The sequence below is a fragment of the Thermus sp. KWY1 genome, from assembly GCF_057547025.1.
In genome coordinates this window covers 35,218-58,222 of record NZ_BAAJPG010000041.1, presented here as the reverse complement: position 1 = coordinate 58,222, position 23,005 = coordinate 35,218, and the positions used below count along the sequence as shown (strand labels likewise).

Here is a 23,005-nt window from a genome sequence, read left to right as displayed (position 1 = left end):
CAAGTTCATGCGGTCAGCGGACGTAGAAGTAGGTTTCCACCACCTGGTAACGGCGGGCTCCGGAGGCATCCAGGTAGACCCTGAGCCGGGCATCCCAGTCCGTGTATACCCCTTCCAGGCGCAGGCTCCCGGGCTGGCTATCCGTGTATACGGCCCGCACTCGATGGAGACCTCTCGGAGGCGTGAGGGTATAGCGGTAGGCCCCTGGAGGGAGCAGATGGGTACCCCGGCCCAGGTAGAAGCGGTCGAACTCATAGGTGCGTCCGTCGGGGTCTATGGCCACCAGGCTAATCCAGCCAGAGTCCGCCAGGGTGAGGAGGAAACGCACCTCCTCCCCCACGTAGTACGTGGCCCCCGCCCCCCGGTCCGGCTCAAAGCGCAGGATGGCAGGGGAGAAGTCCCAGCGGTAACTGACCGTGATCCCTTCAAGGGTCAGGGTGCAGGCGGAAAGAAGCCCCGCCATTAGAAGCCACAAAAGCCGCATGGCCACCTCCACCCTCAGTTTAGTCCAGAATGGGACTACTCCTCTTCAGAAAACCTTAAGGGAGCCTGGGCCACGGGGGCAAAGCACCTGCGGTGCACGGGAGAAGGCCCTAGGACTAAAAGAGCCTCTTGGTGCTCCGGGGTGCCGTAACCCTTGTGCCGGGCAAACCCGTAACCGGGGTAAAGGCGATCCAACTCCACCATAAGCCGGTCCCGGTGCACCTTGGCCAGGATGCTGGCCGCGGCCACGCTGGGGCTATTCTGATCCGCTTTGGGAGGGGCAAGGAGGGGCAAGGAAGTGGCCACCTGGAGGTAATCGGTGACCAGGGCCTCAGGGGGTGGATCCAGAAGGTCCAAGGCCCTTTGCGCCGCCAGAAGGGTGGCCTTCAAAACCCCAAGCCGGTCCACCTCCCCTACCTCCGCCACCCCCAGGGCATAGGCTAAGGCCACCCGCCGCACCTCCTCCGCCAGGCGCTCGCGCTCCTTTGGCCTTAAGAGCTTGGAATCCCGGAAAGGGTAGCGCCCAGGAGGAAGGATCACCGCCCCCACCACGATGGGGCCTGCCCAGGCTCCCCGGCCTGCCTCATCCACCCCGGCCACCCTTAAGCCCAAGGACCAGAAGGAGGCCTCGAGGCATCCTTGCACTTCCTCCATCCCCTGGCATTATGCCCCGTATCCCGAGCTTCTTGACATCCCCAGGCATAATCTGGAAAGGTTTGGATATGAGACCCTCCACCTTCTTGAGGCCGGGTGCGGTTGCCTTAACTCTAACCCTAGGCCTTGCCCTGGCCCAGGGAATCGCGGTTCAAACTCCCCTCGGCCCTGCCCTGGGCCAGATAGAAAAGGGTGCCATCGCCTTCTACGGCCTGCCCTATGCGCAAGCGAACCGCTTTGAGGCCCCAAGGCCTGTGGCCGCTTGGCCCTCTGGGGTCGGGAAGGAACGGGTGGCCTGTCCCCAAACCCTGGGCACCCCCGCGCGCCTTGGGGGATACCTGCCCCCGCAAAGGGAAGAATGCCTGGTGGTAAACCTTTTCCTCCCCTTGGAACTCCCACCTCCGGAAGGCTTCCCCGTGATGGTTTACCTGCATGGGGGCGGCTTCACCTCAGGAAGCGCCGCCGAGCCCATTTACGAGGGGCACCGGCTGGCTCAGGAAGGCGTGGTGGTGGTTTCCGTGGACTACCGCCTGGGCCCCCTGGGGTTTTTGGCCCTACCTGCCCTGGCCAAGGAGGATCGCAAGGCGGTGGGGAACTATGGGCTTTTGGATCTGGTGGAGGCCCTCCGCTTTGTGCAACGGTATATCCGCTATTTCGGCGGCAACCCCCAAAACGTCACCCTCTTCGGGGAATCCGCCGGGGGCATGCTGGTCTGCACCCTCCTCGCCACCCCGGAGGCCCAGGGGCTTTTCCACAGGGCCATCCTCCAGTCGGGTGGGTGCCACCAGGTGCACCCCTTGGAGAAGGACTTCCCCTTCGGGGAACGGTGGGCCAGGAACCTGGGCTGCTCCCCGGAGGACCTGGCCTGCCTCAGGCACCTTCCCCTATCCCGCCTCTTTCCTTCTCAGGAACCCAAAGCCCCTCCCGACATCACCTCCTCCGCCCTAGGCTTTCCCAACTCCCCCTTCAAACCCCACCTGGGGGCCTTGCTTCCGGATAGTCCCTTGCAAGCCTTGGGTCAAGGAAAAGCCCGGGGTATTCCCCTCCTGGTGGGGGCCAACCTCGAGGAGCTTACCTTTCCCGGTCTGGCCTGGCTCCTGGGACCCGGGACCTGGGAGGAGTTCAGCGGAAGGCTTGCCGCCCAGGGTATTCCCCCCAAGGAGCGGGAAGCCTTAACGAAGGCCTACCAAAAGCGTTTTTCCGACCCCCGAAAGGCCTGGGGAGAGGTCCAGACGGACCTACAACTCCTCTGCCCCTCCCTGAAGGCCGCCAGGCTCCAGGCTCCCTTCGCCCCCACCTACGCCTACCTCTTCACCTTCCGGGTCCCAGGCTGGGAGGGACTTGGGGCCTTCCACGGCCTGGAGCTCGCCCCCCTTTTCGGAAACTTCGAGGAAATGCCTTTTCTTCCGCTTTTCCTCAGCGCCGAGGCCCGGGAAAAGGCCGAGGCCCTGGGCAAGCGCATGCGCCGCTACTGGGTGAGCTTCGCCCGGGAAGGGGAGCCCCGGGGCTGGCCCCGCTGGCCCACCTACGAGGAAGGCTACCTCCTCCGGCTGGACGAGCCCCCAGGCCTCCTTCCCGATTCCTACGAGGAACGATGCGGTGCCCTCGAGGCCCTGGGGCTACTATAGGGGCATGAAGGCCCGCGCCACCTGCCCCCTGGACTGCCCCGACGCCTGTAGCCTCCTGCTCACCCTTGAAGAGGGAAGGCTCTCCCGGGTGGAGGGGGATCCCCGCCACCCTGTCACCCAAGGCTTCGCCTGCGCCAAAACCTACCGCTACCCGGAAAGGGCAAGGGAACGCCTCCTTTACCCCATGCGCCGGGTGGGGAAAAAGGGAGAAGGCCGCTTTGAAAGGATCTCCTGGGAGGAGGCCCTGGAGGAAATCGCCGAAAGGCTTAGGGCCATCCTGGACACCCACGGGGGGGAGGCCATCCTCCCCTACCACTACGCGGGCACCATGGGCCTTGTGGAAAACCAGCATCCCCTGGCCTTCTTCCGGGCCATAGGGGCGAGCGAGCTAGAGGAAACCATCTGCTCCACCGCGGGAAGCGCCGCCTGGGAGATGACCTATGGTCCCAGGCTCGGCCCCGACCCGGAGGAGGTGCCCGAGGCCCGCTACATCCTCCTTTGGGGCATCAACAGCCTCTCCACCAACAGCCACCTCACTCCCTTTCTCAAGGAGGCGAGAAGGCGGGGAGCCAAGGTGGTCCACATCGACCCCTACGAGAACCCCACCAGCCGATTCGCCGACCAGCACATCAAGCTCCGCCCGGGCACCGACGCCGCCTTGGCCTACGCTCTGGCCCACCTGCTTTTCCGTGAAAACCTGGTGGACTGGGAATACCTCAAGGAGTCCGCCACGGGGTTGGAAGCCTTCCAGGAGGAGGCCCGGAAGTGGCCCCCAGAAAGGGCCGAGGCCCTCACCGGGATGCCCAAGGAGGCCATAGAGCGGCTGGCCCGGGAACTGGGGGAAGCCAAACAGGTCTTCCTCCGGGTGGGCTACGGGATGACCCGGCACCCGGGCGGGGGGAATGCCCTAAGGGCAGCGATCCTCCTTCCCGCCCTTGTAGGGGCCTGGCGCTACCCAGGATGCGGGGCCCTTCTTTCCACCAGCGGGGCCTTCCCCCTCAACAAGCGCTTCCTGGGGGGAAGGCATCTTCTGGAAGGATCCCACCCCCATGAGGGCTACTTCCGTCCCAACCCCAGGGTACGCCGGATCAACATGAACCAGCTGGCCAGCGCCCTCACCCGGCTTGCCCCCCCCATCCGGGCCCTCTTCGTCTTCAACTCCAACCCCCTGGTGGTGGCCCCGGACACGGGAAGGGTCAAGGAAGGGCTTTTGCGGGAGGACCTCCTCACCGTGGTCCTGGAGCAGGTCCTGACGGAAACCGCCCTCTACGCCGACTACCTCCTCCCCGCCACCTTCTTTTACGAGCACCCCGACCTTTACACCAGCTACGGCCACTACTACCTCTCCTGGAACGAGCCCCTAACCGAGCCCGAAGGGGAGGCCAGGCCCAACACCTGGGTCTTCCGGGAACTGGGGAGGAGGCTTGGCCTAAAGGAACCCACCCTCCATTGGACCGCGGAGGAGGTGGCAGAAAGCCTCCTGGATGTGGACCACCCCTACCTTGCGGGCATCAACCTGAAGAGGCTTAAGGAGGAGGGGTTTGTGAAGCTCAACCTCCCCAAGCCCTTCCTGCCCTTCAGAAACGGCCCCGTGCGCTTTAGCCCACCCCCTGAGGTCATCCCCACCCAGACCCTCCCCGGCTACCCCTTGATCCTCCTCACCCCCCCGGCCCACCGCTTCCTGAACACCACCTACGGGAACGTCCAGGCCCTGGTGGAGGCGGAAGGAGGCGAGCCCAGGCTTCTCATCCACCCCAAGGACGCCGAGGAGCGGGGGATCACCGAGGGCATGCTGGTCTACATCCACTCCCCCCAAGGCAGGGTGGTGCGCAAGGCCAAGGTGACGGAGGCCCCCATGCCGGGGACGGTGGTCCTCGAGGGCACCTGGTGGGAAAAGTGGGCCCCGGACGGCAAGGGCATTAACCATCTCACCGCGGAAACCCTCACCGACTTAGGGGGCGGAAGCACCTTCCACAGCACCCCGGTGGAGGTGGAGCCCCTCCGCCTGGCCTGATTTGCGCCTGGGCTAGGGTTTTGCTAGGCTGGTTGGGTGCAGACGGCCAAGCCCCTTAAGCGCGCGGTGGCCCTGGCCGCCTGGAGCGAGGAAGGGCTTCTCTTGGTGAAGCGGCCCGAGGAGGACCCCGAGTTCGGCGGGGCCTGGGGCCTGCCGGCGGTGAGCCTTGGGAATGGGGAAGGCCCGGAGGAAGGGGCCCTAAGGGTAGGCCGGGAGAAGCTGGGAGCCGGGGTGGAGGTCCTTCGGCCCGTGGCCTTCGGGGTGGAGGAGCGGACCGCGTACACCCTGGAGCTTTGGGTGGTGGAGGCCAGGCTTCTCGCCAGGCCTGAGCTTCCCGAGCCCAAGCCCGGCAAGACCTACTACCGGGCCTACCGCTTTGGCCGGCCCGAGGAGCTCAGGGAAGCCGCCCGGCAAGGCTCCTTATGCAGCCGCCTTTACCTGGCGGTGAAAGGTCTCTGCCCGTGACCATGGAAACCCTGGTTCTGGTCAACCTGTTCCACGAGCTGGCCCTGAAAGGGGAAAACCGCCCCTTTTTCCTGAGGAAAGCCAAGGCCCATGTAAAGGAGGCCCTTAAGGGCACGGCGGCCCGGTTGGAGGCGGAGTGGCCCATGGCCCTCCTCTTCCGCCTGCCCCAGGAAGCCTGGCTCGAGGCCAGGGAACGCCTGAAGGACACCCTGGGGGTGGAGGGCTTTGCCCGGGTCCTGCGCACTCCCCCGGATCTAAAGGCCCTCGAGGCCGCCCTGGAGGAAACCCTTGCGAGGGAACGCTTCGAAAGCTTCCGCATCACCGCCAAGCGCTCCGACAAGACCTTCCCCCTCACCTCTCCCGAGATCGAGCGCCTTCTTGGAGCCTTCGTGAAGGAGAAGACGGGAGCCAGGGTACAGCTCAAGGGAGCGGAAAGGGAGTTGGTGGTGCGCATCCTGCCCAACGCCGCCCTTTTGGAGGTGGAGCGCCACCCGGGACCGGGAGGGCTTCCCCCCGGGGTTTCCGGAAAGGTGGTGGCCCTCCTTTCCGGGGGGATTGACTCCCCCGTGGCCGCCTACCGTCTCATGCGCCGGGGAGCGGAGGTGGCCTTAGTGCACTTCCACCCCTTCCCCCTTCTCTCGGGCCAGAGCCGGGAAAAGGCCAAGGCCATCGCCGAGCGCCTGGCCCGCTTCCAGCACCGCATCACCCTCCACCTGGTTCCCTTCAGCGAGGTGCAGCGGCAGATCATCCTCGAGGCCCCCAAGGCCTACCGGGTGGTCCTCTACCGCCGCTACATGCTCCGCATCGCCGAGGCCATCGCCAAGGAGGAAGGGGCCCTGGCCTTGGCCACCGGGGACAGCCTGGGCCAGGTGGCCTCGCAGACCCTGGAGAACCTCCATGTGGTCAACCAGGCGGCCACCCTTCCCGTCTTCCGGCCCTTGATCGGCTTTGACAAGGTGGAGATCAAGGCGGAGGCGGAGCGCATCGGCACCTACGCCATCTCCATCCTCCCCGACGAGGAGTGCTGCACCCTTTTCGCCCCCAAGCACCCCGTGACCCGGGCCCGGCTTTCCGTGGCCTTGGAAACGGAAAGCCGTTTGGATACGGAAAGGCTCATCGCCTTGGCCCTCGAGGGCCGGGAGGTGGTGCGCTACACCTGGCCGGGGCAAAAACCCCTACCAGAGGCTCAGGAGAAGGCCCCTATAATGGAGCATGGACCTCTTGACGGCTAAAGCCCTCCTGGAAAGGGGCGAAACCACTCCCCTGGCCCTTTTGGAGGAAGCCCTGGAAAGGGCCCGGGCCTTCCAGGACCGCAACGCCTTGGCCTACCTGGACGAGGAGGGAGCCAAGGAGGAAGCCCAGCGCCTTACGGAGGAGCTAAGGCAGGGGTACATCCGCGGACCCCTACACGGCATCCCCCTCACGGTAAAGGACCTCTTCCCGGTCAAGGGCATGCCCACCCGGGCAGGAACCCGGGCCCCCCTCCCTCCCCTTCCCGAGGAGGCCCAGGCGGTAAGGCGCCTGAGGGAAGCCGGAGCCCTCCTCTTCGCCAAAACCAACATGCACGAGGTGGCCCTGGGCATCACCGGGGAAAACCCCTGGACGGGCCCGGTGCGCAACGCCTTAGACGCAAGCCGCCAAGCCGGGGGAAGCAGCAGCGGAAGCGCCGTGGCCGTGGCCTTGGGGATCGGCCTCGCCTCCCTGGGCTCGGACACGGGAGGGTCCATCCGCATCCCTGCCGCCTTCAACGGGGTGGTGGGCTTCAAGCCCTCCTACGGCCGGGTAAGCCTGGAAGGCGCCTTGCCCCTCTCCCGCTCCACCGACCATGCGGGGCCCATCGCCAAGACGGTGCGGGACGCCCACTTCCTCACGGAGATCCTGGCCGGGGAAAGCATCCCCCTCGAGGGCCCGCAAAACCCCACCTTCGGCGTGCCCCTGGACTTCCTGGAGGGCCGTTTGGGGGTGGAGGTGCGCAGGGCCTTCCAGAGGCTTCTAGAGGAACTCCCCTCCTTGAGGGCTAAGGTAAGGGAGGTATCCTTACCCCTACCCAGGGTCTATGAGGTCTACACCCGCCTGGTGCGCTACGAGGCAGCCCGTATCCACGAAAAAGCCTTAAGGGAACATCCAGAAGGCTTCTCTCCCCAGGTGCGGGAGGCCCTTATGGCCGGGCTTTCCCTCACGGAGAAGGATTACCGGGATGCGGTGGCGGAAAGGGAGGCCCTGCGCCTCCAGTTGGTGAAGGCCTTAAGGGGGGTGGACGCCCTCCTTCTCCCCGCCCAGCCCCTTCCTGCCCCCCCCTTGGGCACGGAGGAGGTGGAGCTAGAATCGGGCAGGAGGAGCCACCGGGAGGCCTTCATCACCCTCACCCTGCCCTTCAGCCTCCTCGGGGTGCCCACCCTAACCCTCCCCTTCGCCCGGGTGGAGGGGATGCCCGTGGGGCTCCAGGTGGTGGGGCCCTACGCGGAGGATGGCCGGGTGCTGGCCATTGGAGGCTGGCTCGAGGCCCGGCTTGCCTAACCGCCCCCCTAGACGGCAGGGCTCCGAGGTTTGCCCCGGAGCCCTTGGTACCAAGGCTACCTGGGAATGTAGGCAGGCAAGGGCGTCTTGGCCTTCATGAGGAAGGCCAGGCTCCCGGTGGTGCCCACCACATACACCTCTCCCTTGGGACCCACGGCCAGGGCGTAGGTCAGGTTATCGTCATCGGTGCCCGACTGCAAAACCGACTTCAGCTCGCCCTTGGGGGTGTATTCCAACACGAAGACATCCGCTCCGCCAGCTCCTATAAAGCCAGGCAGGTTACCCGAGGCGGAATCCGCCAGGTACACGTTCCCCCCCGGGGCCACCGCCACGTAAGCGGAGCTCACAATCGAATCCTCTTCCTCCACCACTCCTACGCCAAACTCCTGCACCCAAAGCTGGCTTCCCCGGACGTCCAGCTTCATGAGGAAGGCTTTGGTGCCCAGGCCCCCGCCCCGGAAGCTCCCCTTGGTGGTGCCGCCCACATACACCCCCGAGGCATCCGCAGCCACCGACTGGCCCCGGTCATCCTGTTCCGTCCCGTACTGTCGGGCAAAAGCCTGGTTCCCCCGGGTATCCCACTTCACCAGGAAGAAGTCCTCGCCTCCATAGGTCTTTTGGCCGGGAAGGACACCATCCGTGGTGCCCACCTGGTAGATGGACCCATCCGGCCCCACCGCCAGGCTCAGCGCCACCTCACCGCCCCTCGAGCCCCCCTGGCGAGCCCAAAGGAGGTTCCCGTTGCTATCCAGCTTGGCCACAAAGTAGTCCCGGTCCCCGGCGTTCCGCTGGCCCGGGAAAGCCCCGTAGGTGAAGCCACCCACGTAGAGGTTGCCCTGGCGGTCCAGGCCAAGACCCGTGACCTTATCCCACCGGCTGGTGCCGTACTGCTTGAGGAAGACCCTTTTGCCCTCGGGGGTGTACTTGGCCACAAAGAAGTCCCAGTCCCCCCGGTTGGGCCCACCCAAGGACCCCAGGGTGTGCCCCGTTGCGTAGATGTTCCCAGCCTTATCCACCGCCACCCCGAAAACGCCTTCACCGGAGGACGTACCAAACTGCCTCAGCCAAAGGAGCTTTCCGGAAGGATCAAACTTGGCCAGGAAGGCATCCTCCCCGCCCTGATGAAGCTGACCGGGCAAGGCTCCCGAGGTATACCCTCCCACATAGACAAAGCCCTTTCCGTCCACCGCAACCGCCAAGGCATCGGTAGATGGGATGAAGAAGAAGGAGGGCTGAGCGCTCCAGGTCTTGACCCAGTAGGTGCCGTACCATCCCCTGGCGGGAGCAGGTGGCGGCGGCGGCGGGGGCGGGGGCGAGGGCGGGGCCACCACCTGGGCCAAGTAGTTGAGGATGAGGCCCAGAAGGACCAGGGTGCCGCCGTCCCCCACCTGGACCAGGTAGACCCCCTCGGGTCCCAGGCCATACACATAACCGCCAAAGAGGAAGAGGTAGGCCCAAAGGATGCCGGCCTGGTGGGTGACCACCACGGGGGAGCCGGGATCCGTCAGGTCCAACACGTAAAGCCCTGACTCGGCGAGGGCATAGAGGTAGCCGCTGCTCAGGAGGAGGTGCCAGACGGCAAAGCCAGGCAGGGTGTTGAGGTAGGCCAGCTTTAAAGGCCCCTCGAGGCGGTAGACCCACACCCCATTCGCCCCACCCAGGTACAGGTAGTCCTGCCGGAACACCAGGGTAAAGACCGGCTCCTCCCAGAGGATGCGTAGCGCCTCAGGCCCACGGCCCAGCTCCAGGGCAAAAAGGCCACCGGCTCCCGCCCCATAGAGGTAGCCCTGCCTCTCCTCGAGGGCATAGATGGCCCCGCCTTTGGCCTGCCAGCGCACTGCCAGGGTAGCCCCCTGCCAGACCACCGCCACCAGTCCCTCCTCGGTGCCCAGGTAAAGGACATCCCGTACGAACCAGAGCGCATATATGGGCTTTTCCTTCAGGTAAACCCTTTGCTCCAGGCTACCCGGCCCCTTCACCCGAAACACCCGCAAACCATCCGCGCACCCCACATAAAGCAAGTCCCCCACCAGGTGCACCGAGTAAGCCACAAACCCCTTGACCTGGCCGATGAGGCGGGGGGTTTTGGGATCGGTTAGGTCCATGACCTTGAGGCCATCCCGGGTGGCCAGATAGGCCAGCTTCCCCGAAACCACCGAGGCATAGGCCCCATTCCGCTGGGAAAACCGCGGGTTGGCCACGGCGGTCGCCTTCTGGGGCTTCTCCGTGGAGGCCAAAAGGGGTAGTTCGGGAACCCGCAGGGCGTAGGTGTACACCCCTAAGGGAGAGGTAACCCAAAGGGTATCCCCCAGGGCATAGAGGCCCGTGTAGGCCAGGGCCTGGCGGCTCACCTTTAGGGTGGGTTGGCGGGGATCCTCGAGGCCATAGATGCGAAGCCCACCCAGGCCCACACTGATGAGCAAGCCCTCCCGCACCACCAAACGGTACGCCCGAAAGCCGGCAATGCGCCCCACTTCCTTCCAGACACCGTTTTCTTCAGCAAGAACCACAAGCCCTTGGGCGGTGCTCAGATAGAGAACCCCCTGCCAGTAGGCCAAGGCGTAGGCGGGGCCCAAGGGTACCTCCGCCACCACCTTAGGCACCTGGGGAGAAGAGAGGTCCAGCACCACCAACCCCTTGTCCGTGGCCAGGAAGACCCGCTCCTGAGCTGGATGAATGGCCCAGACCGAAAACCCACCCAACCGGCTTACAGCCTTGGCCTCTCCCCCGGCCACCTCCGCCACCAGAAACCCACCCGGCCCACCCAGATACACCCTTTGGCCCTCCACCGCCAGGGCCCGGGCTGGGAAATCCCGCAACCGGGCCTGTACCTGGGGGCTCGCGCCCAAGGAAAGCACAAAAAGCCCGTAGTCGCTGGCGGCAAAGAGCCTCTGGCCATCCCCAGCCAGGGCGTAGGCGGGAAAGCCCCCCAGGAAGCCAGCCTCCTTAAGGTTCCCATCCAGCACCCGCACCCCTTCGCCCGTGGCCAGATAGGCCAACCCGTCCTGCACCCAAACATCCCAGATGGTGCGCTCCTCCTGGGCCCAGGCCAAAAGGCCCAGGAGGAGGAGGGCACTGAGCAACCTTACCATGCCTCCTCCTCCCCCCTACGCCTTCCCTAGCGCAAGAACCGGTTCAGGTAGACGTTGCGGAAGAGCCGCTTATCTTGGTTCAAGGAGATCTCAAGGAGAGGAAGCTTGTTCTTAAACTGGTGGTACGCGTTATCCCATTGTATCCACAAGTGGCACATCACCGACATATCCTTAAGGAGCTTCGGCGGCGTGGCTCCCTCGCACGCCCAATAAAGCCTTGGGACTATCTCCGCCCCCGGAATGTAGTAGCGGAAGCGCCAGTCAGCTTGGAAGGTGGCCTCTGGTCCGGTGTTCGTAACTCGGAAGCGCAGTCCAGCGTGGTCACAACAGCCCTTAACTACATCAACAAACTCCACCCTAAACTGCCCCACCTGGAAGCTGAGGGCCTCTGGGCCAATATAGCTGGCTACCAGGAGGTCTTCGGAAGGGAGCTTATCCGCCACCGGCACCGCATCAAAGGTGAAGGTGCCCGCCTTAACGGCACTAAGGGTCTTCACCCCGGTGGGAACAGGGAAGTCTGCTAGCACAAGGGTGGGCATCGCCTCCAAAGAGAGATCATGCTTGATCCCCTGGTCCGCCGTGTCGGCCACGGTCAGCATCCGGGCGCGAACGGTCTGCGGCTCCGCCTGGGTGGTGCTTCCTGGAGAGCTGGGCACGTAAGTGACAGTTAGGTCTGCGGTGCGGAGGGTCAGGAAAGGGTTCAGGTTGGTCCAGGCAGCGGAGAAGGCAAAGCCGCAACGTACCGCCCCTTCATGCTGCCAGCACCCGCGAAGCTCCACAGCCACCGTGTCGTTCACAATGCGCCGCACACCTTCCAGCTTTGCGTCCGTGAGCGTGCGCTGCCCAAGCCCCATAGAAACCAAAAGCAGAAAAACACCCAGCAAGGCCTTTTTCATACTTTTCCCCCTTTATGCCTTCACATGGGAAAAGCTACAGGCTTAACCCCCAGGCTGTCAAGATACCCAAAAGAAAACTAAAGCCAAGGTTAAGATCGCAAGGGGCAACCCCAGCCGAAGGTGCTCCATGAATCCTATCCTCACCCCTTCCCTTCCCGCCCCCTCGGCCACGATGAGGTTGGCCACGCTGGCCAAGAGGGTCAGGTTCCCCGCCAGGGTGCTTCCCCCAGCCAGAAGAAGCCAGTCCCTGGGCTCCTGTACCAGGGGCGCCAGGAGCAACACCGCAGGCACATTGGAGATGAGAAGGGAAAGGAGGGTGGCGGCCAGAAGAAGCCCCAAAGGCGTGGTGGCCAAGGGCACAAGAAACTCCGCCAGGCCCAGCCTTCGCACCCCCTCGGTGACCATGAAGAGGGCGGCGAACATCACCAGTAGCTCCCAGTCCACCCGCAAGAAGTAGCGCTCGGAGCGTAGGCGGCGGGTGAAGAGGAGGATTCCCGCGGCCACCAAGGCTCCCTGGGCCATGGGGTAGCCCAGGAGGAAGGCCAGGAAAAGCCCAAAGGCCACCCAAAGCCCCTTGGCCAACAGGGGACCGTGCAGGCGGTAGCGCAAGGGGGGGATGGGGGGAAGGGGCTTTAAGGAGCGTACCTCGGGGTAGAGGAGGGCCAGGAGAACCACCTGGAGCCCCAGGCCCAGCAGGGCCACGGGCCAGAGGGCCGAAACAAACCCCAGGTAGGAGATGCCGGATAGGCTCGCCACCACGATGTTCTGGGGGTTCCCCGTGGGGGTCATGAGGCTTCCCGTGTTCACCGCCGCCATGAGGGCAAGGAGGTAGGGCACGGGGTTCAGGCCCAGGCTCCGGGTTAGGGAGAGGACCAAGGGGGTGAGGAGAAGGGCCATGGTGTCGTTCAGGAAAAGGGCGGAAAGGAACCCGCTTCCAAAGGTAAGAAGGAGGAGAAGGGCCAAGGGAGTCCTGGCCAGACCCAAAAGCCTCTCCGCCGCAAGGCCAAAGAAGCCCGCATAGCCCAGATGGGCGTTCAGGACCATGATGCCGAAGAGGAAGGTGAGGGTTTGGGCGTCCAGGGCCTGCCAGGCCTCCCGGAGGTCCAAGACCCCGAGGAGCACCAGAAAGCTCACCCCCACCAGGGCCACCCCCGCCCGGTTCATGCGGTAGCCGGGAAGCCCTCCCAGGGCCAGGCCCAGGTAGGTGAGGAGGAGTACCAGGAGGCTAAGCCCCTCCCGTATTTCCTGGGAAAGCTCCATACAGTTTCTCCTCCAGCCGGGCCTTCACACGAGGCCACTCCTCCCGCAGGATGCTGTAGACCACGTCGTCGCGGAAGCGGCCATCCGAGAGAAGGCGGTTCCGCCGCAAGATCCCTTCCCGCACCGCCCCCAAGGACTCCAAGGCCCTTTGGCTTCGCAGGTTCAAGGGGTCCACCTTAAACTGCACCCTTTCCGCGAGGAGCACCTCGAAGGCGTGGCGCAGGAGGAGGTACTTGGCCTCCTTGTTGGCGGGGCTTCCCCAGAAGGGTTTGAAGATGAGGGTACCGATCTCCAGCTTGCGGTTTTGCGGATCCGGGGCGATGACGGAGATCCGCCCAGCCAGCTCCCCTTTCAGGAAAACGGCCCAGTTAACCCGGCCAGGCTCGGAAAGAAGGGCCTCGAGGTGAGCCCTTAGGTCCTCCGGCCCCCTTACCCTATGGCTCATGTGGCGGTAGACCTCGGAGTCGAACTGGGCTTGGAAGCCCGGAAGGTGGGAGAGGGTTAGGGGCTCCAAGCGGACATACCGGCCCTCGAGGCTCTGGGGAAAGGACCACATAGGCTCATTATGCTGGGGTTTGTGGAAACCCTGAAGGAGCTTCTTTCCCTCCTCCACCTTCCCCACCGGGGAAGCGCTACCCCCCTCGAGGCCGAAGCCTTCCGCCGCTTGCGCACCTTTTTGGAAGAGCGGGGCCACCGGGTCCAAACCCTTCCTTTCCGGGGGGTCAGAAGCTACGGGTGGGAACTTCTCGGCATCAGCCTCCTCCTTGCCTTGGCTCCCCTTTCCCCTTGGCCACCCCTTCTGGGAGCCTTGGCCTTTTTCCTTTACTTCAACGGGTTTAGGCCTTGGAGCTTCCTTCTAGACCGGCATCCCTCGCAAAACCTCCTCGCCTGGAAGGGGCAAGGGGAAAAAGCCCTTCTCCTTATGGCCCACGTGGACACCGCCAAGACCTTTTTCCTCTACCACCCGCAAAGGGTTCGCCGCTTCCGGGAAAGCTTCCTCCTGAACGCCCTACTCGCCTTCCTGTCCCCTCTTCTCGCCCTCACCCCCCTCAGGTGGCCCATAGGCCTCTACTTCCTCATCCAGGCTGCCCTCCTCCTCCACCGGGAGCTAGGGGCTCCTTACGTGGAGGGGGGAAACGACAACGGAAGCGGGGTAGCGGTGGCCACGGCCCTTTTCCTGGAAACCAAGCCCCCAGAGGGCTGGCGGCTCGGCCTCGCCCTCACGGGTTGCGAGGAGGTGGGGGCCCTTGGGGCCAAGGCCCTGATCCCGCATCTTCCCCCAGGCACCCTGGTCCTTAACCTGGACAACGTGGGCCGGGGAGAGCTTTTCTATGCGGAAGGGGAAGGCATGCTCCTTTATGTTCCCTACCGTGGAGCGCTCTTGGATGCGGCCCGAAAAACCCCAGGAGCCCGTCCCCTCCGCTACCGCCTGGCCTACTTCGACACCCTGCCCCTGGCGCAAAGGGGCTTTCCCTGCCTTTCCCTGATACGGCTGGAACAGGGGGTGCCTCCCGAGTGGCACTGGCCCACGGATACCTTTGCCCGTTTGGACCAGGGAGCCCTCGAGGGCACCCTGCGCTACACCCGCACCCTTTTGCAAAGGGTCTTCCACGGGGTAAGCTCTTGACAAATGTTCCGCGTGGGCATCCTGACCGTATCCGATAAGGGCTCGAGGGGGGAACGGGAGGACACCACCCACCTGGCCATCCGCGAGGCCCTAAAGGAAGGGCCCTTCGAGGTGGCGGCTTACGAGATCGTCCCCGACGAGCCTCCCCTGATCAAGAAGGTCATCCGGCTCTGGGCCGACCGGGAGGGCCTGGACCTCATCCTCACCAACGGGGGCACGGGCCTGGCCCCCCGGGACAAGACCCCCGAGGCCACCCGGGAGCTACTGGACAAGGAGGTGCCGGGCCTTGCCGAGCTCATGCGCCTTAAGGGCCTGGAGAAAACCCCCATGGCTGCCCTTTCCCGGGGCCTCGCGGGGGTAAGGGGAAAAAGCCTCATCCTGAACCTGCCAGGAAGCCCCAAGGGAGCCCGGGAATCCCTAGAGGCGGTGCTTCCCGTCCTGCCCCATGCCCTAAGCCTCATCACCGGCAAGGCCTGGCGGGAGGGGCACCATGAGTAGGGTTCCTGAAGCCTCGGTCTTCCTGGTGGTGGATGAGGCCAAGAGAAAGGCCCGGGAGAAGGGGATCCGCCTCATCGACCTCTCCATCGGCTCCACCGACCTCCTGCCCCCTTCCGAGCCCCTTCAGGCCCTGCGGGAAGCCCTTTCTGACCCCAGCACTTACGGCTACTGCCTGAAAAGCTGCACCCTTCCCTTTTTGGAGGAAGCCTCCCGCTGGTACCAAGGCCGCTATGGGGTACGCCTGGACCCCAGGCGGGAAGCCCTGGCCTTGATCGGCAGCCAGGAGGGCCTGGCCCACCTTCTTCTGGCCCTCACCGAGCCCCAAGACCTCCTCCTCCTGCCCGAGGTGGCCTACCCCAGCTACTTCGGCGCTGCCCGGGTGGCCTCCCTAAGGACCCACCTCATCCCCTTGCGGGAAGACGGCCTGGCGGATCTCTCCCGGGTGCCGGAAAGCATCTGGAAGGAAGCCAAGGTCCTCCTCCTCAACTACCCCAACAACCCCACGGGGGCCCTGGCGGACTGGGGCTACTTTGAGGAGGCCTTGGCCCTGGCGGAAAGGCATGGGCTTTGGCTGGTCCACGACAACCCCTATGTGGACCAGGTCTACCAGGGGGAGGCCCCCTCCCCCCTGGCCCTTCCCGGGGCCAAGGAACGGGTGGTGGAGCTCTTTAGCCTCTCCAAAAGCTACAACCTGGCAGGCTTCCGCCTGGGCTTCGCCCTGGGGAACGAGGAGGCCATAGCCCGGCTGGAAAGGGTGAAGGGGGTCATGGACTTCAACCAGTATGCTGGAATCCTGCGCATGGGGATCGCTGCCCTCAAGACCCCTAGGGAGGTGACCCGGGGCTTCGCCCAGGTCTACCAAAAGCGGGCCCTGGGAATGGCGGAAGCTCTTAAGGGGGCCCTGGACCTCCTTCCCCCCAAGGCCACCATGTACCTCTGGGGGAAGCTTCCCCAGGGGGTGGATGACCTGGAGTTCACCCTAAGCGTGGTGGAGCGGGGCGTGGCCGTGGCCCCGGGGAGGGGGTTCGGCCCTGGGGGAAGGGGACACGTGCGGATCGCCCTGGTGCAACCCATGGAGATGCTACAGGAAGCCGCCCGCATCCTGCGGGAGGCCCTGGACTGATACCACCCCGGCTTCGCCCGGTGGTGTTTACTGCCACCTTTCCTCCGGGGGAAGCCCCAAAAGGGCCCGCTTCACCTCCCCTACCAGGTACAGGCTTCCCGCCACCACCACCCGGTTCTCCAGGGTGAAGGCCCTTTCCACGGCCTTTAAGGGTTCTTCCTCCACCAGGGCCCCCGGGAAGAGGGGGAGGAGGGCCCTGGGGTCCTGGCTTCTGGGAGAGGCGTAGCGGGTAAGGACCACCGGCCCCAACCCCTTAAGGGCCTCGGCCATGGCCCGGTGGTCCTTCTCCCGGCTGAAGCCCAGGACCAAGGCGGCAGGCAGAAGCCCGTGGAAGCGAAGGGCTTGCCGCAAGGCCCAGGCCCCTTCCGGGTTGTGGGCCCCATCCAGGAGGAGCTTCTTCCCCCCGGGCCAAGGAAGGCGCTCCAGCCGCCCCGGGTTCTCCGCCCGAAGGAGGCCCTTTTCCACCGCCTCCCAACCCGCCCCAAGGAGCCTTCCCGATACCGCCGCCAGGGCCAGGTTTTCCGCCTGGTGGGGGCCGAGAAGCCGCGTGCGGAAGGTCCTCTCCTCCCCCCGGATCCGCAGGCGGAAGGCCAGGCCCTCCCCCAAAGCCTCCACCCCAAGAAGGGAAAACTCCTCCCCCAAAACCCAAAGGGGGGTGCCCATAGCCCGGGCCCGCTCCCGAAGCTCCTCCAGCCCCTCCCCCCTGGCGGCGGTGAGGGCCGGCACCCCCTTGCGGAAAATCCCCGCCTTCTCCCGGGCCACATCCCTCAGGGTGGGGCCCAGGATCTCCAGGTGGTCGTGGCCGATGTTGGTCACCACGGAAAGCTGGGGCTCCGCGGCGTTGGTGGCGTCAAAGCGCCCGCCCAGGCCCACCTCGAGGACCGCAAACTCCACTCCCTCCCGGGCAAAGTGGAGGAGGGCGAGGGCGGTGGCCACCTCAAAGAAGGTGGCCTCCAGGGATTCAGCCTGGGGGCGGATCTCCTCCAGAAGGGAAAGAACCGCCTCCTGGCTTATGGGCTGGCCCTGGATGGCCACGCGCTCCCGGAAGTCCACCAGGTGGGGGCTGGTGTAAAGCCCCACCCTCAAGCCCGCCTCCTCCAGGATGGCCGCCAGGGCCCGGGCCACGGTCCCCTTACCGTTGGTTCCCCCAACGAGGGCCACAGGGTAAGCCTCCTGGGGATTCCCCAGGCGGGCAAGGAGAACCCGGATGCGCTCCAGCCCCGGCTTCACCCAGCCCTGCCGGGCGTAAAGCCAGGCCAAGGGCTCCATCAAGCTGGCCCTCCGGGCCGACCTAGCCCTTAAGGGCTGCCTTGCAGGTGGGGCAGAGGCCCTTGTAGGTGACCTCCACCTCCCTTACCTCCAGCTGGGGGTAAGCCTCCTGGACGGGGGTGAGGAGGTCGGGAAGATCCACCTCCAGGTCCACGATGGCCCCGCACCCCTGGCAGACCAGGTGCAGGTGGGGGTGCAGGTTGGCGTCGTAACGGGTGGCCTCCCCCGCCTTGGTGATGGGGATGAGGTAGCCCTCCTCCACCAGGGCCTCGAGGGTGCGGTAGATGGTCCCCAGGCTCACCTTGGGCACCACCTTGCGCACCTCCTGGTAGATCCAGGCGGCGTCGGGGTGGTTGTGGGCCCTCTTCACCACCTCCAAAACAGCCTTACGCTGGCGGGTCAAGCGCTTAAGCGCCATCTACCCCACTATACCCTAGGCCGGGGGAAAACTCCAGCAAACCTATCGGCTTTGGGCAAGAATCTCCCGCCCTCCCTGCTCCAACACGTCCTGGGCCAGCTCCAACCCCAGCTCCTCGGCCTCGGAGGCGTCGCCCTCGATCTCCGCCCGGATGAAGCTCTTGCCGTCGGGGGTGAGGACCATCCCCTCGAGGAGGAGGGTGCCGTCCTCCGCCACCTGGGCCAAGGCCCCCACCGGGGCCAGGCACCCAGCCCCAAGGCCCTTCAAAAAGGCCCGCTCCGCCCGTACCCGGTCGTGGGAAGGGTGGTGGTGAAGGGCATAGCAGAGCTCCTCCGCCAGATCGTCCCCCTGGCGCACCTCCAGGGCCAAGGCCCCTTGGCCGGGAGCGGGAAGCATCACCTCAGGCTCCAGGAACTGGTCGATGCGGTTGCGCAGATCCAGCCGGATGAGCCCCGCCGCCGCCAGGATGATCCCGTCATACTCCCCATTCCCCAAGGCAGCCAGGCGGGTGTCCACGTTGCCCCTCAGGTCCTTCACCACCAGGTCCGGACGGTGGGCCAGAAGCTGGGCCTTGCGCCTTATGGAGCTCGTTCCCACCACAGCGCCTTCAGGGAGGTCCTCGAGGCGCTTATACACCTTGCCCAAGAAGGCGTCCCGGGGGTCCTGCCTGCGGGGTATGGCGGCGATCTTGAGCCCCGGGGGTTCCTCCGTGGGGAGGTCCTTCAGGGAGTGGACGGCGATGTCGATTTCCCGGGAAAGAAGCGCCTCCTGAAGCTCTTTAACGAAGATGGCCTGCTCCATGGGGTTCGCCCCCTGGTCCCCCCGGGTCTTGATGGTCTTCACCTTGAACTCCGCCTCGGGCCAGCTTTCCTTAAGACGCTCCACCACAAAGCGGGTCTGGGCCAGGGCCAAGGCGCTGCCCCGGGTTCCCACCACGATGACGCGCATACTTTCCCATACTACACGAGAACCCGGGGCCGGGCACCCCCTATTCCAAGGCCAGGCCTAAAGGATCCTCCAGAAGCTGGGCCAGATGGCGGCAGAAGCGGGCTGCCTCGGCCCCGTCTATAAGCCGGTGATCGTAGGTGAGGCTGTAGGGCATGACGAGCCGGGGCTGGAAGGCTTCCTTCTCCGGATCCCACACGGGCTTCATCTGGGAACGGGAAACCCCTAAAATGGCCACCTCCGGCCAGTTCACGATGGGGGTGAATCCGGTGCCGCCAATCCCCCCCAGGTTGGAGAGGCTGAAGGTGCCTCCCTGCATCTCCTCCGGGGTGAGCTTCCGCTCCCGGGCCCGTTCGGAAACTTCCTGAAGCTCCTTGGCCAGGCGCAGAACCCCCTTTTGGTCCACATTCCGGATCACCGGCACCAGGAGGCCATGGGGGGTGTCCACCGCCACCCCGATGTGCACGTAATCCTTGTAGATGATCTCTCCCTTTTCCGCATCGATGGAGGCGTTGAACTTGGGGAAGGCCTTCAGGGTCAAGGCCAGGGCCTTGAGGAGGAAGGCGGTGAGGGTGAGCCGAAAGCCCCTTTCCTCCGCCCGCTTGGCGTAGCGCTTTCTTAAGCCCTCCAGCTCGGTGATGTCCGCCTCGTCAAAGTGGGTGACCATGGGCACCTGGGCCCAGGCCTGGGCCATGGCCCTCGATGTGGCCTTGCGCACCCCGCTCATGGGCTCGGTACGCACCGGGCCCCAGCGGCTGAAATCGGGGAGCCTGGAAGTCGGGAGGGGGCTTATGGCCTCCGCCGGCAGGGAAGGGGGAACCTGGCCCGCAGCCCGCCTCACGTCCTCGGCGGTGATGCGCCCCGCAAGGCCCGTACCCCTCACCTGGCGGATGTCCACCCCGAGCTCCCTCGCCAACCGCCGCACCGAGGGAGCCGCCGGGATGAGCCGGCCTTCCTCCTGCCCTGCCGGGGCCGGCGAAGGGCTGGGGGCTTTTGAAGGAGGTGCTGCCTGGACCTTCTCCTCCCTGGGTGGAGGGGGCACCTCCTGGGGCGAGGGAACCTCCGCCTCCCCAGCCTCCAGCTCCAGGAAGGGTTGCCCGGGACGCACCTCATCCCCCACCTTCACCAGAACCCGCTTCACCACCCCGCCCGCCTCGGCGGGGACCTCCATCACCGCCTTGTCGGTTTCCAGCTCCAAGAGGGGGTCCCCCGGGGCCACCCGGTCCCCCTCCTTCACCAGCACCCCCACCACCGTGGCGGCGCTCACGTTATCGCCCAGTTCGGGAAGCTTCAGCTCCATCTTGCCCTCCAGAATACCCCCTTACCTCCTGTGGGGCGGGGTTTCCCAAAGCTCGAGCCCAAGCTCCTTCCGGGCCTTGGCCAGGGTCTTAGCCGGCACCTTGCCCTCCTCGGCCAAAAGGGCAAGGGCCGCGTAGGCGATGTGCCGGGCATCCACCTCAAAGAAGTCCCTCAGGGCCTCCCGGGTATCCGAGCGGCCAAAGCCATCCGTGCCCAGGGCGCAGAAGGGCCGGTCCAGATACCCCCTTATGAGGTTGGGCAGGGCCTTGAGGTAGTCGCTGGCGGCCACCACGGGGCCCTCGTGACCCTCCAAAACCTCGGCCACATAGGGCTTGCGGGCCTTCCCCAAAAGCCTCCGCTCCCTTTCCGCCTCTATGGCATCCACGTAGAGGGCCTTGTAGCTGGTGGCGCTCCACACATCCGCCACCACCCCGTAGCCCTGAAGGAGCTCCTGGGCCTTCACCGCCTGGGGCAGGATGGGCCCCGAGCCCAGAAGCTGCACCCTGGGGCCCTCCCCCTCTCCCGGACGGAAGAGGTAAAGGCCCTTGAGAATCCCCTCCTTCACCTTCTCCCTGGGCTCGGGCATGGGAGGGTGGGGGTAGTTCTCGTTCTCGATGGTGATGTAGTAGAAGACATCCTCCCCCTGGGCGTACATGCGCCTAAGGCCGTCCTCGAGGATCACGGCGAACTCGTAGGCAAAGGCGGGGTCGTAGGCCAAGAGGTTGGGGGCGGCCAGGGCGTAGATGTGGCTCTGCCCGTCCTGGTGCTGCAAACCCTCCCCCTCCAGGGTGGTCCGCCCGGCGGTGGCCCCAAGGAGGAAGCCCCGGGTACGCTGGTCGGCCGCCGCCCAGACCAGGTCCCCGATGCGCTGGAGGCCGAACATGGAGTAGGTGATGAGGAAGGGAATGGTGGGGATGCCCCAGTGGGCGTAGGCGGTACCGGCGGCGATGAAGTCCGCCATGGCCCCCGCCTCGGTGATGCCCTCCTCCAGGATCTGGCCCTCCTTGCTCTCCTTGTAGGCGGTGAGGGTGCCGGCGTCCACGGGGATGTAAAGCTGCCCCTGGGGGGAGTAGATGCCCACCTGGGCGATCAGGGCCTCCATGCCGAAGGTGCGGGCCTCGTCGGGCACGATGGGGACGATGAGCTTGCCGATCTTGGGATGTCGGAGAAGCTTGGCCAGGATGCGCACGAAGGCCATGGTGGTGGAGATCTCCCGCCCCCCCGTGCCCTCGTAGAACTCCTGGAAGAACTCCTCCCCCGGCACCTCGAGGCCCCCGGTAAACCGCACCCGGCGCTCAGGGACAAAGCCCCCCAGGGCCTTCCTGCGCTCCAGGAGGTACCTCACCTCGGGGGAGTCCGGCCCCGGGTGGTAATAGGGAAGCTCGGAAAGCTTCTCCTCCGGAACGGGAATGCCCAAGAAGGCCCGGGCCTCCTTCAGGTCCTCCTCGGTGAGCTTCTTCACCTGGTGGGCCACGTTCTTGGCCATGGCCGTGGGCCCCATGCCGTAGCCCTTGATGGTGCGGGCCAGGATGACCACGGGGCTTCCCCGGTGCTCCACCGCCGCCTTGTAGGCGGCATGGATCTTCACCAGGTCGTGCCCACCCCGGCTCCGGGTTAGCTCATCCAGCTCCTCGTCGCTCATGCCCTCGATGAGCTGCTTGAGCTCGGGGGTGTTGAAGAAGCGCTCCTTGAGCTCCTTGGCCCCGAAGGCGGCGTACCGCTGGGACTCCCCGTCCACCAGGGCCTCAAACCGCCTCAGGAGGTGGCCCTCCTTATCCTTGGCCAAAAGCCGGTCCCAGGCGGAGCCCCAGACGATCTTGATCACCCGCCAGCCCGCACCCCTATAGAGCCTTTCCAGCTCCTGGATGATCTTGGAGTTGCCCCGCACCGGCCCGTCCAGACGCTGCAGGTTGGCGTTCACCACGAAGATGAGGTTGTCCAGGTTCTCCCGGGCCGCCAGGTGCAAGGCCCCCACGGTTTCCGGCTCGTCGTGCTCCCCGTCCCCCAAGAAGGCCCAGACCTTGGCGCTGCTCCTGGGCTTCAGACCCCGGTCCTCCAGGTAACGCATGAAGCGGGCCTGGTAGATGGCCTGGATGGGGCCAAGGCCCATGGAAACCGTGGGGAACTCCCAGAAATCCGGCATCAACCAGGGATGGGGGTAGCTGGAAAGCCCCCGGCCCCCCGGAACCGGAGGGTGCACCTCCCGGCGGAAGTTCTCCAGGTCCGCCTCGCTTAGCCTTCCCTCCAGAAAGGCCCTGGCGTAGATGCCGGGGGAGGAGTGGCCCTGGAAGAAGACCAGGTCCCGGTCCAGCCCCGCCTCGGGCCCGCGGAAGAAGTGGTTGAACCCCACCTCGTACAGCTCGGCGATGGAGGCGTAGGTGGAGATATGCCCCCCGATCCCCTCCGCCTTCTTGTTGGCCCGGGTGACCATCATGGCTGCGTTCCAGCGCAGGATGTTGACGATGCGCCTCTCCAGCTCGAGGTCCCCGGGATAAGGGGGTTCCTGCTCCTTGGGGATGGTGTTCAGGTAGGGGGTGGAGAGGCGGTTTGGAGGGGAGAAGCCCTGTAGGTAAAGGTACTCGTCCAGAAGGCGCAAAAGCTCCTCCACCCGGGCAAAGCCCTCCACCCGGAGCACGTACTCCAAGGACTCCCGCCACTCCCGGTTTTCCTCCTCCCTGAACCGGGCCATTTCCTCTGGGGAAAGGGCCTCTAGGGCCTGCTTGAGCGCATCCGCATTCACTGCCGTCAACCTCCCCCCTTTTGCGCAAAACTACACTACACCGACTCCTCATCCCAGTCTGGGGCAGATGGAGCCCT

At 65.4% G+C, this 23,005-nt stretch carries 19 protein-coding genes; 8 read left to right on the top strand and 11 right to left on the bottom strand.

Annotation, left to right across the window (positions count from 1 at the left end):
* Window positions 1-13: 13 nt before the first annotated feature.
* Window positions 14-484 carry a DUF4384 domain-containing protein gene (locus AC27GT_RS11875; RefSeq protein WP_015716074.1) on the bottom strand — a complete coding sequence of 157 codons (471 nt, stop codon included), beginning with the start codon at window positions 482-484 and terminating at the stop codon, window positions 14-16.
* A gap of 35 nt (window positions 485-519) precedes the next feature.
* The gene (locus AC27GT_RS11870; RefSeq protein ID WP_015716073.1) at window positions 520-1,137 is read right to left on the bottom strand and encodes a ribonuclease HII; all 618 of its coding nucleotides are present in this window, start codon (window positions 1,135-1,137) and stop codon (window positions 520-522) included.
* Between the two features lie 68 nt (window positions 1,138-1,205).
* Between AC27GT_RS11870 and AC27GT_RS11865 the strand changes: the two genes are divergently transcribed.
* Genes AC27GT_RS11865 through AC27GT_RS11845 form a run of 5 tightly spaced genes read left to right on the top strand, consistent with a single transcriptional unit; the run spans window position 1,206 to window position 7,761 of the window.
* Complete coding sequence (locus tag AC27GT_RS11865) at window positions 1,206-2,765, top strand: carboxylesterase/lipase family protein (protein WP_015716072.1); 1,560 nt, start codon at window positions 1,206-1,208, stop codon at window positions 2,763-2,765.
* A 4-nt stretch (window positions 2,766-2,769) separates the two neighbouring features.
* Window positions 2,770-4,779: a molybdopterin oxidoreductase family protein gene (locus tag AC27GT_RS11860; protein WP_487224197.1), complete on the top strand. Its 2,010-nt coding sequence runs from the start codon at window positions 2,770-2,772 to the stop codon at window positions 4,777-4,779.
* Window positions 4,780-4,815: 36 nt separating this feature from the next.
* Window positions 4,816-5,244: an NUDIX hydrolase gene (locus AC27GT_RS11855; RefSeq protein ID WP_487224196.1), complete on the top strand. Its 429-nt coding sequence runs from the start codon at window positions 4,816-4,818 to the stop codon at window positions 5,242-5,244.
* 2 nt (window positions 5,245-5,246) lie between these two features.
* Entirely contained in the window at window positions 5,247-6,476 is a 1,230-nt protein-coding gene (thiI, locus tag AC27GT_RS11850; protein ID WP_487224195.1) for a tRNA uracil 4-sulfurtransferase ThiI, read from the top strand.
* The gene (locus AC27GT_RS11845) at window positions 6,457-7,761 is read left to right on the top strand and encodes an amidase (protein ID WP_487224194.1); all 1,305 of its coding nucleotides are present in this window, start codon (window positions 6,457-6,459) and stop codon (window positions 7,759-7,761) included. Before thiI ends, AC27GT_RS11845 begins: the two co-directional genes overlap by 20 nt.
* Window positions 7,762-7,817: 56 nt before the next feature.
* Here the strand turns inward: AC27GT_RS11845 and AC27GT_RS11840 are convergent, their stop codons facing one another.
* The 4 genes from AC27GT_RS11840 to AC27GT_RS11825 are packed head-to-tail and all read right to left on the bottom strand — an operon-like array spanning window position 7,818 to window position 13,565.
* A complete protein-coding gene (locus AC27GT_RS11840) occupies window positions 7,818-10,853 on the bottom strand; it encodes an SBBP repeat-containing protein (protein ID WP_487224193.1) in 3,036 nt (1,011 codons plus the stop codon).
* 26 nt (window positions 10,854-10,879) lie between these two features.
* Entirely contained in the window at window positions 10,880-11,749 is an 870-nt protein-coding gene (locus AC27GT_RS11835; RefSeq protein ID WP_487224192.1) for a hypothetical protein, read from the bottom strand.
* Between the two features lie 57 nt (window positions 11,750-11,806).
* The gene (locus tag AC27GT_RS11830) at window positions 11,807-13,009 is read right to left on the bottom strand and encodes an SLC13 family permease (RefSeq protein ID WP_487224191.1); all 1,203 of its coding nucleotides are present in this window, start codon (window positions 13,007-13,009) and stop codon (window positions 11,807-11,809) included.
* Complete coding sequence (locus AC27GT_RS11825; RefSeq protein WP_487224190.1) at window positions 12,975-13,565, bottom strand: GNAT family N-acetyltransferase; 591 nt, start codon at window positions 13,563-13,565, stop codon at window positions 12,975-12,977. Before AC27GT_RS11825 ends, AC27GT_RS11830 begins: the two co-directional genes overlap by 35 nt.
* A 9-nt stretch (window positions 13,566-13,574) precedes the next feature.
* On the opposite strand from AC27GT_RS11825, the gene AC27GT_RS11820 reads away from it, so the two are divergent.
* The 3 genes from AC27GT_RS11820 to AC27GT_RS11810 are packed head-to-tail and all read left to right on the top strand — an operon-like array spanning window position 13,575 to window position 16,257.
* Complete coding sequence (locus tag AC27GT_RS11820) at window positions 13,575-14,636, top strand: M28 family peptidase (protein WP_015716065.1); 1,062 nt, start codon at window positions 13,575-13,577, stop codon at window positions 14,634-14,636.
* Between the two features lie 3 nt (window positions 14,637-14,639).
* Window positions 14,640-15,134 (top strand): MogA/MoaB family molybdenum cofactor biosynthesis protein, encoded by a 495-nt coding sequence (locus AC27GT_RS11815; RefSeq protein ID WP_015716064.1) that lies wholly within the window; start codon window positions 14,640-14,642, stop codon window positions 15,132-15,134.
* Complete coding sequence (locus AC27GT_RS11810) at window positions 15,127-16,257, top strand: aminotransferase class I/II-fold pyridoxal phosphate-dependent enzyme (protein ID WP_015716063.1); 1,131 nt, start codon at window positions 15,127-15,129, stop codon at window positions 16,255-16,257. Before AC27GT_RS11815 ends, AC27GT_RS11810 begins: the two co-directional genes overlap by 8 nt.
* A 27-nt stretch (window positions 16,258-16,284) precedes the next feature.
* Here the strand turns inward: AC27GT_RS11810 and AC27GT_RS11805 are convergent, their stop codons facing one another.
* The 5 genes from AC27GT_RS11805 to aceE are packed head-to-tail and all read right to left on the bottom strand — an operon-like array spanning window position 16,285 to window position 22,877.
* On the bottom strand, window positions 16,285-17,526 hold the full coding sequence (locus AC27GT_RS11805) for a bifunctional folylpolyglutamate synthase/dihydrofolate synthase (protein ID WP_015716062.1): 1,242 nt from the start codon (window positions 17,524-17,526) through the stop codon (window positions 16,285-16,287).
* Between the two features lie 22 nt (window positions 17,527-17,548).
* A complete protein-coding gene (gene perR / locus AC27GT_RS11800) occupies window positions 17,549-17,944 on the bottom strand; it encodes a manganese-dependent transcriptional regulator PerR (protein WP_015716061.1) in 396 nt (131 codons plus the stop codon).
* A gap of 42 nt (window positions 17,945-17,986) precedes the next feature.
* A complete protein-coding gene (hemC, locus tag AC27GT_RS11795; protein ID WP_038070927.1) occupies window positions 17,987-18,892 on the bottom strand; it encodes a hydroxymethylbilane synthase in 906 nt (301 codons plus the stop codon).
* Window positions 18,893-18,932: 40 nt separating this feature from the next.
* The gene (locus tag AC27GT_RS11790) at window positions 18,933-20,189 is read right to left on the bottom strand and encodes a 2-oxo acid dehydrogenase subunit E2 (RefSeq protein ID WP_015716059.1); all 1,257 of its coding nucleotides are present in this window, start codon (window positions 20,187-20,189) and stop codon (window positions 18,933-18,935) included.
* A gap of 21 nt (window positions 20,190-20,210) precedes the next feature.
* Complete coding sequence (gene aceE / locus AC27GT_RS11785) at window positions 20,211-22,877, bottom strand: pyruvate dehydrogenase (acetyl-transferring), homodimeric type (RefSeq protein ID WP_049775656.1); 2,667 nt, start codon at window positions 22,875-22,877, stop codon at window positions 20,211-20,213.
* Between the last annotated feature and the right edge of the window lie 128 nt (window positions 22,878-23,005).